The organism is Ferrovibrio sp. (assembly GCF_046297595.1).
GTDB lineage: Bacteria > Pseudomonadota > Alphaproteobacteria > Ferrovibrionales > Ferrovibrionaceae > Ferrovibrio.
In genome coordinates this window covers 1-13,654 of the sequence record NZ_JBKBHT010000001.1, presented here as the reverse complement: position 1 = coordinate 13,654, position 13,654 = coordinate 1, and the positions used below count along the sequence as shown (strand labels likewise).

At 63.1% G+C, this 13,654-nt stretch carries 17 protein-coding genes and 1 tRNA gene; 12 read left to right on the top strand and 6 right to left on the bottom strand.

What is annotated here, in order from left to right; genetic code table 11:
* Nucleotides 1-3: 3 nt before the first annotated feature.
* Genes ACK4FJ_RS00090 through ACK4FJ_RS00080 form a run of 3 tightly spaced genes read left to right on the top strand, consistent with a single transcriptional unit; the run spans nucleotide 4 to nucleotide 2,195 of the window.
* Nucleotides 4-909, top strand: coding sequence for a hydroxymethylglutaryl-CoA lyase (locus ACK4FJ_RS00090; RefSeq protein ID WP_409762151.1), 906 nt, complete (start codon nucleotides 4-6; stop codon nucleotides 907-909).
* Nucleotides 900-1,337 carry a DUF1489 family protein gene (locus tag ACK4FJ_RS00085; protein WP_409762148.1) on the top strand — a complete coding sequence of 146 codons (438 nt, stop codon included), beginning with the start codon at nucleotides 900-902 and terminating at the stop codon, nucleotides 1,335-1,337. The genes ACK4FJ_RS00090 and ACK4FJ_RS00085 overlap by 10 nt, the downstream gene beginning before the upstream one ends.
* A gap of 30 nt (nucleotides 1,338-1,367) precedes the next feature.
* Nucleotides 1,368-2,195 (top strand): division plane positioning ATPase MipZ, encoded by an 828-nt coding sequence (locus tag ACK4FJ_RS00080; RefSeq protein WP_409762145.1) that lies wholly within the window; start codon nucleotides 1,368-1,370, stop codon nucleotides 2,193-2,195.
* Nucleotides 2,196-2,261: 66 nt separating this feature from the next.
* Here ACK4FJ_RS00080 and ACK4FJ_RS00075 read toward each other — a convergent pair whose 3' ends face one another.
* Entirely contained in the window at nucleotides 2,262-4,190 is a 1,929-nt protein-coding gene (locus ACK4FJ_RS00075; RefSeq protein ID WP_409762142.1) for a TRAP transporter permease, read from the bottom strand.
* A gap of 130 nt (nucleotides 4,191-4,320) precedes the next feature.
* A complete protein-coding gene (locus ACK4FJ_RS00070; protein WP_409762139.1) occupies nucleotides 4,321-5,286 on the bottom strand; it encodes a TAXI family TRAP transporter solute-binding subunit in 966 nt (321 codons plus the stop codon).
* Nucleotides 5,287-5,485: 199 nt separating this feature from the next.
* Here ACK4FJ_RS00070 and ACK4FJ_RS00065 point away from each other — a divergent pair, with 199 nt between their 5' ends.
* From ACK4FJ_RS00065 to ACK4FJ_RS00045, 5 genes are all read left to right on the top strand, one after another.
* Entirely contained in the window at nucleotides 5,486-6,211 is a 726-nt protein-coding gene (locus ACK4FJ_RS00065) for a VWA domain-containing protein (RefSeq protein WP_409762136.1), read from the top strand.
* Between the two features lie 4 nt (nucleotides 6,212-6,215).
* Nucleotides 6,216-6,995, top strand: a complete 780-nt coding sequence (locus tag ACK4FJ_RS00060) for a hypothetical protein (protein WP_409762133.1) — start codon at nucleotides 6,216-6,218, stop codon at nucleotides 6,993-6,995.
* Between the two features lie 151 nt (nucleotides 6,996-7,146).
* Nucleotides 7,147-7,773, top strand: coding sequence for an HD-GYP domain-containing protein (locus ACK4FJ_RS00055; protein WP_409762130.1), 627 nt, complete (start codon nucleotides 7,147-7,149; stop codon nucleotides 7,771-7,773).
* Between the two features lie 94 nt (nucleotides 7,774-7,867).
* The gene (locus ACK4FJ_RS00050; protein WP_409762127.1) at nucleotides 7,868-8,245 is read left to right on the top strand and encodes a nuclear transport factor 2 family protein; all 378 of its coding nucleotides are present in this window, start codon (nucleotides 7,868-7,870) and stop codon (nucleotides 8,243-8,245) included.
* 136 nt (nucleotides 8,246-8,381) lie between these two features.
* Complete coding sequence (locus ACK4FJ_RS00045; protein ID WP_409762124.1) at nucleotides 8,382-8,945, top strand: hypothetical protein; 564 nt, start codon at nucleotides 8,382-8,384, stop codon at nucleotides 8,943-8,945.
* 10 nt (nucleotides 8,946-8,955) lie between these two features.
* On the opposite strand, the gene ACK4FJ_RS00040 is transcribed toward ACK4FJ_RS00045, so the two are convergent.
* Nucleotides 8,956-9,030: transfer RNA gene (locus ACK4FJ_RS00040), tRNA-Thr, on the bottom strand.
* A gap of 191 nt (nucleotides 9,031-9,221) precedes the next feature.
* Between ACK4FJ_RS00040 and ACK4FJ_RS00035 the strand changes: the two genes are divergently transcribed.
* From ACK4FJ_RS00035 to bfr, 4 genes are all read left to right on the top strand, one after another.
* The gene (locus ACK4FJ_RS00035; protein ID WP_409762121.1) at nucleotides 9,222-9,737 is read left to right on the top strand and encodes a hypothetical protein; all 516 of its coding nucleotides are present in this window, start codon (nucleotides 9,222-9,224) and stop codon (nucleotides 9,735-9,737) included.
* Nucleotides 9,738-9,749: 12 nt separating this feature from the next.
* A complete protein-coding gene (locus tag ACK4FJ_RS00030) occupies nucleotides 9,750-9,977 on the top strand; it encodes a bacterioferritin-associated ferredoxin (RefSeq protein ID WP_409762118.1) in 228 nt (75 codons plus the stop codon).
* Nucleotides 9,974-10,102 (top strand): hypothetical protein, encoded by a 129-nt coding sequence (locus tag ACK4FJ_RS00025; protein WP_409762115.1) that lies wholly within the window; start codon nucleotides 9,974-9,976, stop codon nucleotides 10,100-10,102. The genes ACK4FJ_RS00030 and ACK4FJ_RS00025 overlap by 4 nt, the downstream gene beginning before the upstream one ends.
* Before the next feature lie 126 nt (nucleotides 10,103-10,228).
* A complete protein-coding gene (gene bfr / locus ACK4FJ_RS00020; RefSeq protein ID WP_409762113.1) occupies nucleotides 10,229-10,711 on the top strand; it encodes a bacterioferritin in 483 nt (160 codons plus the stop codon).
* A gap of 75 nt (nucleotides 10,712-10,786) precedes the next feature.
* Here the strand turns inward: bfr and ACK4FJ_RS00015 are convergent, their stop codons facing one another.
* From ACK4FJ_RS00015 to rlmB, 3 genes are read right to left on the bottom strand one after another with little or no spacing between them, the layout of a single operon-like run.
* A complete protein-coding gene (locus tag ACK4FJ_RS00015; RefSeq protein ID WP_409762110.1) occupies nucleotides 10,787-11,500 on the bottom strand; it encodes a hypothetical protein in 714 nt (237 codons plus the stop codon).
* Between the two features lie 25 nt (nucleotides 11,501-11,525).
* Nucleotides 11,526-12,290 (bottom strand): FkbM family methyltransferase, encoded by a 765-nt coding sequence (locus ACK4FJ_RS00010; RefSeq protein ID WP_409762107.1) that lies wholly within the window; start codon nucleotides 12,288-12,290, stop codon nucleotides 11,526-11,528.
* A 56-nt stretch (nucleotides 12,291-12,346) separates the two neighbouring features.
* Nucleotides 12,347-13,474 (bottom strand): 23S rRNA (guanosine(2251)-2'-O)-methyltransferase RlmB, encoded by a 1,128-nt coding sequence (gene rlmB, locus ACK4FJ_RS00005; protein WP_409762104.1) that lies wholly within the window; start codon nucleotides 13,472-13,474, stop codon nucleotides 12,347-12,349.
* Nucleotides 13,475-13,654: the final 180 nt, after the last annotated feature.

Below are 13,654 nucleotides of genomic sequence, written 5' to 3'. Positions count from 1 at the left end.
GCCATGGCAATGCCGCAGCGGATCACGCTTTGGGAAGCCGGGCCGCGCGATGGCCTGCAGAACGAACCGGGCGTGGTGCCGACCGAGGTGAAGGTCGAACTGATCGACCGTCTGGCCGATTGCGGCCTGACCCATATCGAGGCCACCAGCTTCGTCTCGCCCAAATGGGTGCCGCAGATGGGTGACCATAACGAGGTGATGGCGCAACTGAAGCGCCGCCCGGGCGTCACTTATCAGGTGCTGACGCCCAACATGAAGGGCTATGAAGGCGCGCGGGCGGCCGGCGCCGAGGCGGTGGGCATTTTCGCGGCCGCCAGCGAAAGCTTTTCGCAGAAGAACATCAATTGCAGCGTTGCCGAAAGCATCGAGCGTTTCCGGCCGGTGGTGGAAGCCGCCAAACGCGACGGCGTTAAGGTGCGCGGCTTCGTTTCGGTGGTGGTCGGCTGCCCCTTCGAGGGTGCCATCGCGCCGCAGCAGACCGCCAAGGTCGTGAAGATGATGCACGATCTGGGCTGCGACGATATCGGCCTGGGCGACACCATCGGTGTGGGAACACCCGGCAAGGTGAAGGCCATGATCGAGGCCTGTGCCGCGCAGGTGCCGCTTGAGGTGCTGGGCGGCCATTTCCACGATACCTACGGCCAGGCCCTGGCCAATACGCTGGCAGCACTGGAATGCGGCGTGGCGCGGCACGATGCCTCGGTGGCGGGACTGGGCGGCTGTCCCTATGCGCCGGGCGCCACCGGCAACGTGGCGACCGAGGATCTGGTCTACATGCTGGATGGCATGGGCATAGAGACCGGCGTTGACCTGAAGAAGCTGGTGCAGACCGCGTGGTGGATCTCTGACCGGCTCGGCCGGCCGCCGGTCTCGCGCGTGGCCCGCGCGCTGAAATCGAAATGCCTGTGAAACGGCCCCAGCCGGTACACCTGCTCAAGATCGCGGTCGGCATCGAAAGCGTCGAGCATTTCCGCGAGCGCATCAAAATCCGCCGCAAACAGGGCAAGACCTTCACGCATTACACCCGGCACATGCCCAAGCGGTCAGAGGAAGTTCTGGCCGGCGGTTCGCTTTACTGGATCGTGAAGGGCTATATCGCGGTGCGCTGCCCCATCGTGCGGCTGGAAGAAGCCGTGCTGGAGAACAAAGGCCCGCATTGCGGCATCGTGATGAAGTGCGAGCTGATTCCGGTGGTGCCGCAGCCGCGCCGGCCGCATCAGGGCTGGCGCTATCTGGAAGCCGAGGATGCCCCGCCCGACCTGGCCGATCTGGGCAAGGGCGCGGCCGAGATGCCGCCCGAGATGGCGGCGCAGTTGCGCGACCTCGGCCTGCTGTAATACCAAGCGTCATCTGATTCCGGGGGTATCATGGACGCTCAGGCGCGGGCGCGCATCATCGTTGTCGGCAACGAAAAAGGCGGTTCGGGAAAATTCACCACGGCGATGCACATTCTTATCGCCCTGCTGCTGGAGGGCGGGCGGATCGCGGCCATCGATCTGGATGCCAAGCAACGCACGCTGAGCCGTTATCTGGAGAATCGCGCGGCTTTCGTTGCCCGTCACGGCCTGAATCTCGCCATGCCCGAGCATGTGGTTGTTGGCGAAAGCGACAACCCGCTGAAACCCGAGGCCGAGGCCGACGAGGCCACGCGACTTGCAGCGGCCATCGCCGACCTGTCGCAGCGACACGATTTCATTCTGATCGACTGCCCGGGTAGCGACACCAACCTGTCGCGCGTCGGCCACTCCTATGCCGATCTGCTGGTCACGCCGGTGAATGACAGCTTCATCGATCTCGACCTGCTGGCCAGCGTCGATCCGGATACGCTGAAAGTGCTCAAGCCCAGCCGCTACGCCGTCATGGTGTGGGAACAGCGCAAGCAGCGTTTCGCCCGCGACCGCCAGACCGTGGACTGGGTGGTGATCCGCAATCGCCTGTCGCATCTCGATGCACGCAACAAGCGCAATGTCGGGCAGGTACTTGAAGCCCTGCAGAAGCGGATCGGATTCCGCTTCCTGCCGGGATTATCGGAGCGGGTGATCTTCCGCGAATTGTTCCTCTCGGGCCTCACCCTGATGGACCTCGACCGCACTGGACTTTCGGGCGGTACCGGCGGCCTGAACATGGCGCAGGCGGCTGCACGGCAGGAGGTTCGTAACCTGCTGCTGGGGCTGAACCTGATCACGGAAGACTGAGTAATCCGCGCCAAGAAAAACGCCGCCGGTTTTGCCGGCGGCGTTTCATGGCTAAGGGCTGCTGAACTAGCGGACCTTGCGGCGGCTGTATTGCCAGATCGCCAGCAGCATGGCGATGGCCAGGCCGGCCACGTCGGTGGCGAGGCCGCCATAGATGAGTAGCAACGAACCGGCGAACAGCACGATCCGGAGCGGCACACTGATCGGGCCGAAATACCAGGCCTGCAACGCGCCGGCCAGCAGGTAGACGCCGATACAGGCGGTGGCGCCGTAATGCGCCACCTGGGTCCAGTCGCCCTGGGCGAGCAGGGCCGGGCTGTAGAAGAACATGAACGGCACGATGAACGCCGCCATGCCATAGACGAACGACGTGACGGAGGTTTTCATCGGGTCGCTGCCGGCAATCGCCGCGCCGGCATAACCGGCCAGCGCCACCGGCGGTGTGATGGCCGAGATCACCGCGTAGTAGAACACGAACATGTGGGCTACCAGGGGTGAGATGCCCAGCTTGATCAGGCCTGGTGCCACCACCGATGCCGCCACGGCATAGGCCGCCGTGGTTGGCATGCCCATGCCCAGGATGATCGCGATGATCATGGCAAAGATCAGGGCAAAAAGCTGGCTCTCGCCGGCAATCGCCAGGATCATGGATGAGAAACGCAGGCCAATGCCGGTCAGGCCAATCACCCCGACGATGATGCCGGCACAGGCGCACACCGCGATCAGCTGAATGGTGCCTTTTGCACCCAGATGCAAAGCTTCAAGAACCGCGCGCGGCCCCATCCGGGTGTCGGGCAGTATCCAGCTGACCACCAGCGCGGTGACCATGCCAAGCGTGCCGGAGCGAATCACCGAATAGCCCGAAACCAGACCCGTGATCAGAACCACCAGCGGGATGAACAGGAATACCCGGCGGATCATCACGTTGAACTGCGGCAACTCGGAGCGCGGCAGTCCGCGCATGTTCATGCGCTTGGCCTCGTTGTCGACCATGAAATAGACCGCGAGGAAATACAGGATGGCCGGCAACACGGCCGCGATCATCAGCTCCGTGTAGGGGATGCCCGTGATCTCGGCCATGATGAAGGCGCCAGCCCCCATCACCGGCGGCATGATTTGGCCGCCGGTGGAAGCCGCCGCCTCGATGGCGCCCGCGCTGCGCGGCGGGTACCCGACCTTCTTCATCATCGGGATGGTGAAGGTGCCCGTGGCGGCCACGTTGCCGGCCGAGGTGCCATTGATCGTGCCCATCAGCGCGCTGGACAGTACCGCCACCTTGGCCGGGCCGCCGCGCGCCTGGCCGGCGAGCGAGAAGGAGAAGTTGACGAAATAGTCGCCGATCTTTGAGACCTGCAGGAAACCGGCAAAAGCGATGAACAGGATGATGTAGGTGGAGGAAACCGCTGTCGTGGGGCCGAACACACCTTCCATCGAATAGATGAACGAGAACAGGTGATCGATCCGGATACCCTTGTGATAAAGCACGCCGGGCATCCAGGGGCCGACCACGCAATAGAGCAGGAAGATGCCCGCGATGATCGGCAGGGCCAGACCGGCGCTGCGGCGGGTGATCTCGAGGATTAGCAGCGTGCCGGCGATGCCGATCACCATGTCCCACTGGGTAGGCGCGGCACCGGCGCGAAACAGCAGGCCGTCGAGATTGTCGTAGATATAGACGAAGCAGGCGATGCTGACCGCGATCAGGATCCAGTCATACCAGGGCACGCCGGCACGACGCGGGCGCGACGCCGCCGAGAACATCAGAAAACCGATGGCCGACCCGAAGGAGACGTGGACGCTGCGGAACAGCCAGGGGTCGATCGGGTAAAGGTTGAGGACCGCCAGATGGAAAACAGTGAAGACCACGCAACTCCAGAATAGAAGCTGGGTTTCCCAGCCTCGCAGGATGCGAACATTGCCGCCGATTTCGGCCTGTTCCTGAATTTTCTCGGCAGTCTTGGCGCCCGGATCCTGGGCGTTGGTCTTGACGGTCATTTCTTAGCCTCCCCGGCGCGGCATCCGGCTCTGTGTCCGGTACGACACGCCATTCATAACAAAATCCCCTGCCCGTCGATAGGCGGGCAGGGGATGGCCGGCAAATATCAGCCGATAGCGCGACTGGCGCTTACATCATGGTCTTCGGGTTGAGGGCGATGCCCTTTTCCTTGAAGTACTTCACCGCACCCGGATGGAAGGGCAGGAAGGTGTTCTTGTCGGCATTCTTGGCAATGGTTTCCTTGGCGGCCGAGTGGCCCTTCACCATGGCGTCGTTGTTGTCCATCACCGCCTTGACGATCTTGTAGGCATCGTCATCCGACAGGTCCTTGTGTGCAATCGCGAAGTTGTACAGGCCGAGGGTCTTGTGGTCCTCGGTCAGGGTCCGGTAGGTGCCCTTCGGAATCACCGACGGGGACAGCTCCGGAATCTTCTCCTGCAGGGTCTTGAGCTGGGCGTCGGTGAAGGTGATGAACTTCACCGGACGCTGGGCTTCCAGTTCGGAGAAGGCCGAGATCGGCACGCCCGCCGCGAAGGCGAAGACATCGAGCAGGCCGTCGCCGAGCTGGCTCGACATGTCGGAAGCGCCGCCGTTACGGATGGTGGCCTTGATGCCCAATGCCTCGAACATCAGCGGGAAGTAGGTGCCGGGCGTGCCGGCGCGGGGACCCACGCCCACATTCTTGCCGTTCATCTCGGCCACCGACTTGATCCCGGACTTCTCGGTGGTGATGAAATGGAAAGGCGTGTCGTACATCGGGAAGAGCGCACGGGCATTCTGGTATTTCTTGCCGTTGGCCCAGCCGGTGCCGTTCCAGCCGTGCAGGGCGACGCCCATAGTCACCATGCCGAGTTCGATCGCCTTGCTGTCGACCAGCAGCAGGTTCTGGTTCGGGCCCTGGGTCTGCTGGGTCGAGACGTTGATCCCGGTTTTCTCTGTCACCAGGGTGGCCACCACGCCGCCATAGATGAAATACGTGCCGCCCACCGAGGCGGTGCCCAGGGTCAGCGATTTCGACTGGGCCTGAGCCGCGCCCGCAAAAGCGACGGCCGCCACGGCTGCCAGACCAAGGGCTTTGAATGTTGACGCGATCATGCGTGTCCTCCCGGTTATTAACGTTTCCTCGCAACGGCGGTTTGCTGCCGCTTCTGCCAAGATAGGATAACGATTGCGACCAACAAGACCAGCGTTATCGTCGGCCCGCCATGCGGGGCTGGCGATCTTTATTGAGCCCTTCTGGCATTAGGCCGCGATCTGCCTATATTTTGACGTGTAGTCTCAGAGAGATCAACGCGTGAACGGTCATCGCAAGGCATCTGATTCGGGGCATGTCCCGACCAAATCCTCCAGTCAGGAGGTTGACGCCTTCCTGCGGCAGGTGGCGCTCAGTCCCCGCGTCGATGTGCCGTCCGGCGGTCGCGGCCGGCTGGTTTTCGCCATGGATGCCACGGCCAGCCGCAGGCCAACCTGGGATGAGGCGCAGGATATCCAGGCCGATATGTTCCGCGCCACGGCCGGTATCGGCGGGCTCGATATCCAGTTGGTCTTTTTTCGTGGCCAGGGCGAATGCCGTGCTTCGGGTTGGGTCTCCGACACAGGCACGCTGCTGCGCCTGATGCGGCAGGTCGAATGCGTGGGAGGTTACACGCAGATCGAGCGTGTGCTGCGCCACACCATCGCCGAGGCGCGGGAAGGCAGGATAAACGCGCTGGTCTATGTGGGCGACTGCATGGAGGAAGATTCCGACGAGGTTGCCCGGCGCGCCGGCGAGCTGGGCCTGATGGGCGTGCCGATCTTCGCCTTCCAGGAAGGGCAGGAACCGCTGGCGCAGGCCTGTTTCCGCGACATGGCGCGCCTGACCCGCGGTGCCTATTGCGCCTTCGACCGCTCCAGCGCGGCTACGCTGCGCGACCTGCTTTCGGCGGTGGCCGTTTATGCGGCGGGCGGCATCAGGGCGCTGGAGGATTATGCCAAACGGTCCGGCGGCAGCGCGCAGTTGCTGATCGGCCAGATGCGGTGATGTGATGGTGGCGTGGTTCGCGCTTGGTGTTGTGGGCGTCATTCTGCTCTGGCTGGGCGGCAAGGCCTTCGTCAATGCCGATCCGCGCCTGCTGGCACGAGGCATCCGATATGCCGGCGCGATCCTCTGCGGCGGGCTGGCGGTGTTCTTCCTGGTTCGTGGCCGCATCGACGTGGCGATGATGCTGGGCGCCGCGGGTGCTGCCGCGCTAGGTTATCTGCCGCGCGGCCTGCGGCCGTTTGGCGGGTTGTTCGGCGGGCGTGGCGCCGCGTCAGGCTGGCAGAAGGCGCGCACGGGCTATGAACAAACCGAAGGCGGCGCTGGTGGTGGCCAGCAGTCGCAGGTCGAGACATCCTGGCTGCGCATGCAGCTCGACCACGCCACCGGACGCATGCATGGCGAAGTGCTGCAGGGGCGGTTCGCCGGTCGCACGCTGGCGTCGCTGGCTTTCGAAGACCTGATCCTGCTGCTGCGCGATTGTCGGGCGGCCGACAACCAGGCCGCCGCTCTGCTGGAAGCCTATCTCGACCGCACGGTCGGCGAGGACTGGCGCGAAAAGGCGGCGCGCGGTGATCCGGGTGATGCGGCCGGCACGGCCGGTGCCGGCGCGACGATGACCCACGAACAGGCCCTGGATATCCTCGGACTGCAGCCGGGTGCCGGCCCCGATGATATCCGCGCCGCGCATCGCCGGCTGATGAAGAAATTCCATCCGGATCAGGGCGGATCGACGTTCCTGGCGGCGCAGATCAACCGGGCCAAGGATTTCCTGCTGGGGGAATAGGCCCGCAGTATTCCGACCTCTGTTGATCCTGATCAATTTCCGATGGGCGTTTCACTCTAAAAGCAGGCGCTCCTGATCCGTACCAGTAGTCCTGATCCGTCCCGGTAGTGTCACGCTGCGGGACGTCCTCTGATCGATAAAGAGGCATTCCATGGCCGTGGAGCGGTCGCTCGATATTTTTTCCATAGCCAACGGCCTTGCCCGCCAGGCCCATGCCAATGACGGCGATACTTTCGAGCATGGCTGCCGGATGCGCCCGGTCTGCGATCTGCTGGCAACCCGCCTGGGGCTGGGTGGCGAGGAGGTGGGTCGGATCGGCGTCTGCGCGCTGCTGCACGATATCGGGAAAAGCACGCTGCCCGAGACCGTGCTGTTCAAGCCCGGCCGGCTCACGCCCGACGAATACCGCCAGATGATGGAGCATACCTCCAACGGCCATGGCATGTTGCGCGATTTCGGCCATCCCTGGCTCGACTGCGCCGCCGATGCCGCCCTGCATCATCATGAACGTTTCGATGGCGGCGGCTATCCCCATGGCATCGCCGGCCTCGCCATTCCGCTGCCGGCACGCGTCATCGCGGTGGCCGATGTGTATGACGCGCTGCGCTCCGAACGCCCCTACAAGCCGGCCCTGAACCATGAGAAGGCCGTGAACCTGATCCTGCGCGGCGACGACCGCACCAGCCCGTCGCATTTCGATCCTGCCGTCCTGGCGGCCTTCGAGCATGGCGCACCCGCGATCCGCCAGCTTTACGACGAACCCGTAGCGGGCAACTGAGCGGCGGCGTCTGCCGATTGCATCGGGACAATTCCGCGATTCTGTGTTGTCTGCCGGCTGGCTATAGTGCGCGTCCCCAACGGAGAGCGCAGTCATGGATTCCAGTGCCGAAGCCGTCGTGCAGAAACAGCTCGATGCCTATAACGCCCGCGACATCGAGGCCTTCATGGCCTGCTGGGCCGAAGAGGCGCGGATATACGAATTCCCCAACCGTCTGCTGGCCGATGGCGCATCGGAAATCCGGACACGGCACCTCGTGCGGTTCCAGGAGCCCGACCTGTTCGGCCGGCTGGTCAACCGCATGTCGGTCGGCAACCGCGTGGTGGACCGCGAAGTGGTGACGCGTAATTTCCCGGAGGGGAAAGGGCAGATCGACGTGATCGGGATCTACGAACTGGCCGGAAAAAGGATTGCCCGGGCCTGGTTCATCATGGGCAGCCCGGTCTTGGGAGAACCGCAGCAGGCCGACTGAATGGGTATATTTTATCAAGTGCGCGCAGCATACCTATGGTGGTTATTTTTTCTGTAAGCTAGCGTAATGTGTGTGAGCAGGGAACTTAGGGGGAGTCATGCGCGGGACGTATCTCTGTATCTACGGGGCGGTTCTTATGCTGTCGTCGCCGGCAGCGGCCCAGACATCCTGGGAGCAGTTCCCGGTCAGTCAAAGCCGGCTGGAATTCTCTGCCCCGGGCCTGAGTGGAAAGCCCAGTCGCGGCTGGGAACTGAAGGGCAATTCCTCGAACAACAATAAGGTACGCAGCTTCCAGTATCGCTGGGGCAATCCGTTTGCCGGCGAGGGCGCTTTCGCCTGGATCGCACTCTCCCAAATTCGGGATTCCAACATCTACTTCTCCACCCAGCCGCAATGGCAGGCCATACAGGGTTTGACTGAATTCGCCACTCGCAAGACGGAGTTCGTGGCCGATTCTCCGGCGCTGGCGAAGACGGATGGTCTGGGCAGCCTGCAGACCCGGCCATTCCAATCGGAGGGTCGTGCCTGCCTTGCTTTCGGCGGGCTGACCAATGGCGGTGTGTCGTCGCAGTTGCTCTACGGCGAGGGCATGGCTTCCGGAGATACCTCTGTGCGCGGCTATTACTGCAGCACGTCGTCTGGCCGGCCCCTTGGGCCGCAGGACAGTGCCGCGATCATGGGAGCCCTGAAATTCAGATAATCTAGGGGAATGGTGCCGGATGAGGGGATTGAACCCCCGACCTTCGGTTTACAAAACCGCTGCTCTACCGCTGAGCTAATCCGGCAAACGCGTCGTTCCGCGGCTATTTACGTGACCCGGCGGCCGGGGGCAAGGGCGGCCGCCCGGTCCCGGCCGTAAGTCGGTCGCCCAGCCCATGGCCTGCGACAAATAGGCACTTGATAATCACTCGCAACTTCTCTAGCTTTGATCCTGCGAATGAGTTGCAGTTCAGATTATCGAGACGGGGCAGACGCAGTGACAGCGCAGATTTCCCAGTCGGTCGACGGAGCGGGCGGCTCCTGGCCGACCCATGTGCAGGACCTGAGCGAGGGCGAGCGCCTGGTCGTCTGGGCCTTCCGCCGCTGGGTATCCGGCCCGCAGCATCTGCCCTTGCTGGCGCGCGAATTCGACCGCCAGTTCCGTCGCGCCGAGGCGCGGCTGGCGCTGCAGGCCCTGGACAGCGCGCTGAGCGGGCTGACCCGCCATGCCCGCCGCACCATCGTCTACCACCAGCCCTGTTGCGCCTGCCTGGGCGCCGACGAGGTCTGTTTCCTGTCCATCGTCGCCGCCCTGCAGAGCGGGGCGCATCAGGCCGCCAGCGCCATGGCGCAATGGCTGGTGCGTCGCGAGGGCGTGCAGGATTTCGTGGCCGCACTGGACGATCTGGCCGAATGCCTGAGCGGCAGCGGCCATGACCTGCCGTATCGCACGCGGCAGCGCAACCCGGCCCGCACGACGACGGCGCAGCCGCTGTCGCTGCTGGTGCATTAAGGGGGGACGGCGATGTATGTCTGTCTCTGCCACGGCTTCACCGACGGCGATGTGCGCAAGGCGCTGGATGGCGGCTGCCGCTCGGTGGCGGGGGTCTACCGCCAACTCGCCGACCGGCCGCAATGCGGCAAATGCGTGCCCGACGTGCGCTGCATGGTGAACGAACATCGCGCCGGCAATGCCAATGGCGGCCATGCCATGCCCTGTGCGGCGATGGCGCAGGCCGAAAGCGCGGCGTGATCGGCACGGCCCTGATCGTGGCCGCCTGTTGCGGCGGCATGGTGGTTCTGGCCTGCAAGCTGCGAGTGATGCGCAACCTCACCGATCATGAAACTCACTCGCGGAAATCAGGGCGAAAAGACTGATTTTCTTTGCGAGTGATTTGTAATCACACGCATTTCTCTTGAGCCCGCGTGTAACGCGGCGTAAGCCTCCTCTCAGCGCGTCGATACCGATTCCGGCGCAGCGCCAGCAGCAGAGGAGGTTCAGGGATGAAGGGCGACAAGAAGGTGATTCAGCATCTCAACGGTGTGCTGAAGAACGAACTCACCGCCATCAACCAGTATTTCCTGCATGCCCGCATGTGGAAGAGCTGGGGCTTCGAGCGCCTCGGCCATCACGAATACAAAGAATCGATCGAGGAGATGAAGCACGCCGACAAGATCATCGAGCGCGTGCTGCTGCTCGAAGGCGTGCCCAACCTGCAGGATCTCGGCAAGCTGAAGATCGGCGAAACCGTGCCCGAAGGCTTGCAGGCCAATCTCGACCTTGAACGCAAGGGCCGCGCCGACCTGATCGCAGCGATCGCCCATTGCGAAAGCGTGCAGGATTACGTCAGCCGCGAAATTCTCACCGAGATCCTCGACGACACCGAGGAACATATCGACCATCTGGAAACCCAGCTCGACCTGGTAGAGAAGGTGGGCCTGCAGAATTACCTGCAGAGCCAGATGGGCGACGGCTCGCCCTCGTAAGCCGATACGTCAAAAAATTGCGGCGGCCTGTCGGCGTGAAAGCCGGGCCGCCGCAGCTGTATCCGGGCCTATAATTCAGGCGTCGTCGCCGGGCAGCCTAGTCTTGAGATCGAACAGAATCAGGTCGCGCACATCGCCTTCGCGGGCAACCGGCTCCACGCCGTGGAAGCTGCGCTTGGTCTGCGGGAAGGCGACCAACGTGTTCGGCACATAGGGCATGCTTGCCACCAGTTCGAAATTTTCGAACGGATGGTGCGGCCCCCCCATGCATGTGAATTTGCGGTCCTTCGGAATATAAGCAGATGTGCCCAGATGGCTGTTGCTGTCGTCTGGTGGCATATAGAACAGCACCGAGACCATCTTGCGCGGCGTGTCGGTATGCGGCCCCAGGGAATAGGTCGTGGTGTCCCGCATCAGGAACATTTCATTGTAAAGCTTAAGGTCGGCAACCGTCATCTTGTTGTCGGCCAGCTTCTCGGCCATGCCCTGCTTGAAGACTGAAAGCCAGATGCTGCTGAATTCCGCATCGCGGAAGGTTTCGAACAGCTGTTTCCAGAAGCTGCGCTTCTCTTCCGATGTTGGCAGGCTATCTACTTCCTTGGGGAACACGCATGCGCGCGCGCCGCTGTAACCCATGCCGACCCGGCCAGTATCCACCAGTCGAGTGAAGCAGTCGTCGTCCAGGCGGTTGCGCATCAATTCGGCATAAAAATCCGCCGGCAGGATGTTGTGAACGCAGATATGCGGGAAGGGCCAGGTCCTGAGCGGAGCATTCAGGATCTGATACATCGCATGGAGTTTGGCGGCAGAAAATTTATCGACGGAAGACATATTCACCCACACCCTCGAAATAGCCATCCGTCCGGGAGGCTTTGGCCACCTGTTCGGGATCGTAGCGGAAGCCCAGCGTTGCCAGGTGGTCCAGAATCCAGCGGTGTTCGGCGAGATGTGGATTGATCTCGATCAAAAGAGAGGCAACTTCGGGGTTCTGGAGCGTTTTTTCCGCGCCTTTGACGATCTTGTGCTCGATTCCGTCGACATCGATCTTGATGAAGTTCGGCACAGGGATTGCGCCGGTGTCGATCAGCCTGTCGACCGTGGTGGAATAGCAGCCCTGGATGAAGGGGTTCTTCTTTTCCTTCAGATAGGGATCAAGCGATTGCCCGAAGGAATGACAGGATGAGCCAGCCTGGAATTGCGACAGATGCAGCCGGTCGAAGGCCTCGACATCGGACAGTGCGGCGCTCCAGGCGATGACCCGATCGCTCAGATTATTGGCGACGATATTCCGGCACAGCGTGGCATAGTTCTGGGATTCCGGCTCGAAGGCGTAGACGGCGGCGTCGCGCATCACGCCTGCGTAGATCGAATACATGCCCACATTGGCGCCGACATCCAGCATCCTGCTGCCCATCGGAAAACTGTCGAGCCATTCGATGGTGCTCGGTTCCTTGGTAAGCAGCGACTGCACGCGCCACAGGCAACCCGAATTGGGCGTCATGTATGTCAGCTTGCGCCCGTCCCGCATCACCTTGGCGGCGGGGAACAGCTTTTCATATTCCTGCAATGTGATGGACATGAAACCGCCTATCCTGAAATTCTGGGCAGTCTCAGGCTACAATACTTACCAAGTCTTTAAAGGGAATCCTTGGTGCCGGCGCTGCCCCGAGCGGCCTCGTACAGGGCGACGGCCGCAGCGGCTGAAACATTCAGGCTTTCCACGGCGCCGCTCATCGGCAGCTTCGCGAGGAAGTCGCATTTCTCGCGGGTCAGCCGACGCAAGCCTTCGTCCTCCGCGCCCAGCACCAGGGCCAGGCGGCGGATGCCGCTTACGGCCTGGGCCAGGGATTTTTCGGTTTCCATCTCCAGGCCCACGCGCCAGAAGCCGTATTCGGCCAGCAGATCCAGGGCCCGCGACAGATTGGTCACCCGGATCAGCGGCACGACCTCCAGCCCGCCCGAGGCCGCCTTGGCCAGGGCCCCGGTGGCTTCGGGGGCATGGCGGTCGGTGACAATCACTGCCCGCGCGCCGAACGCGGCGGCTGAACGAAGAATGGCGCCGACATTGCGGGGGTCCGTCACATGGTCCAGCAGCAGCACGGTTTCCCGGGCGTCGTCCCCGGCCTCGTCCAGAGGCTCTTTCAGGGATTCCACGCCTGGGTCTTCCAAGGGGTCGGTCAGCAGGGCGATGCCCTGGTGTACGGCACCGGGGGGCAGCAGGGCATCCAGCCGCGCGCGGTCGACCGTTTCGGGCTGGGGATTGGCCGGCAGGTCGCCGGCCAGGGTCTCGCGCGCCTCGCGGGTCAACAGCAGGCGGCGATGATAGCGTTCCGGATTGTGCAGGGCGGCCAGGCAGGCATGGCTGCCGTACAGCCAGGTCGGCAGCTCGCGATTGCCCTGGCTCTGGGAACGGGGGCCATGCCGGGGGCGGTCAAAGCTCCGGTCCGGGTCCCGATCGTGCCTTTCATGGCGCGGGTCCGGCCGGTGATCATCCCGACCGGTCCGTTCCGGACGATTCGGGCCCTTGCCGCCGGCATTGCGGTCATGGGCGCGTTGACCGCGAGACTGACCATAGGCCTGACCAGGGGCGAATTTGCCCTGTTTCCCGGCCTTGATGGGCTTCTCTGGGCGGCCATGCCCTTCCGCTCCGCCATCACGGCGCGGGCCCCGGCTGGGTTTGCCGCCCCCTTTGCCGCCATGGGAGGCGCTGGAGTGGGACGAGGGGCGTTTGGGGTTCCGGGCATCCGGCTTGCGTCTGGACATGGCGGGTCTTATACTGCCGGTTGGTAAAAGCAACAACATTGCCGCCCGAACTCTAAAGTTTTGAGGGCAGGGGGGCGATGATGGTGCTTTTGTCGCGTTTATCCATTGACGGACGGATATCCCTTCGGTAATCGGGGGGCCGGTCGGAGGGGTGCCCGAGTGGCTAAAGGGGACGGACTG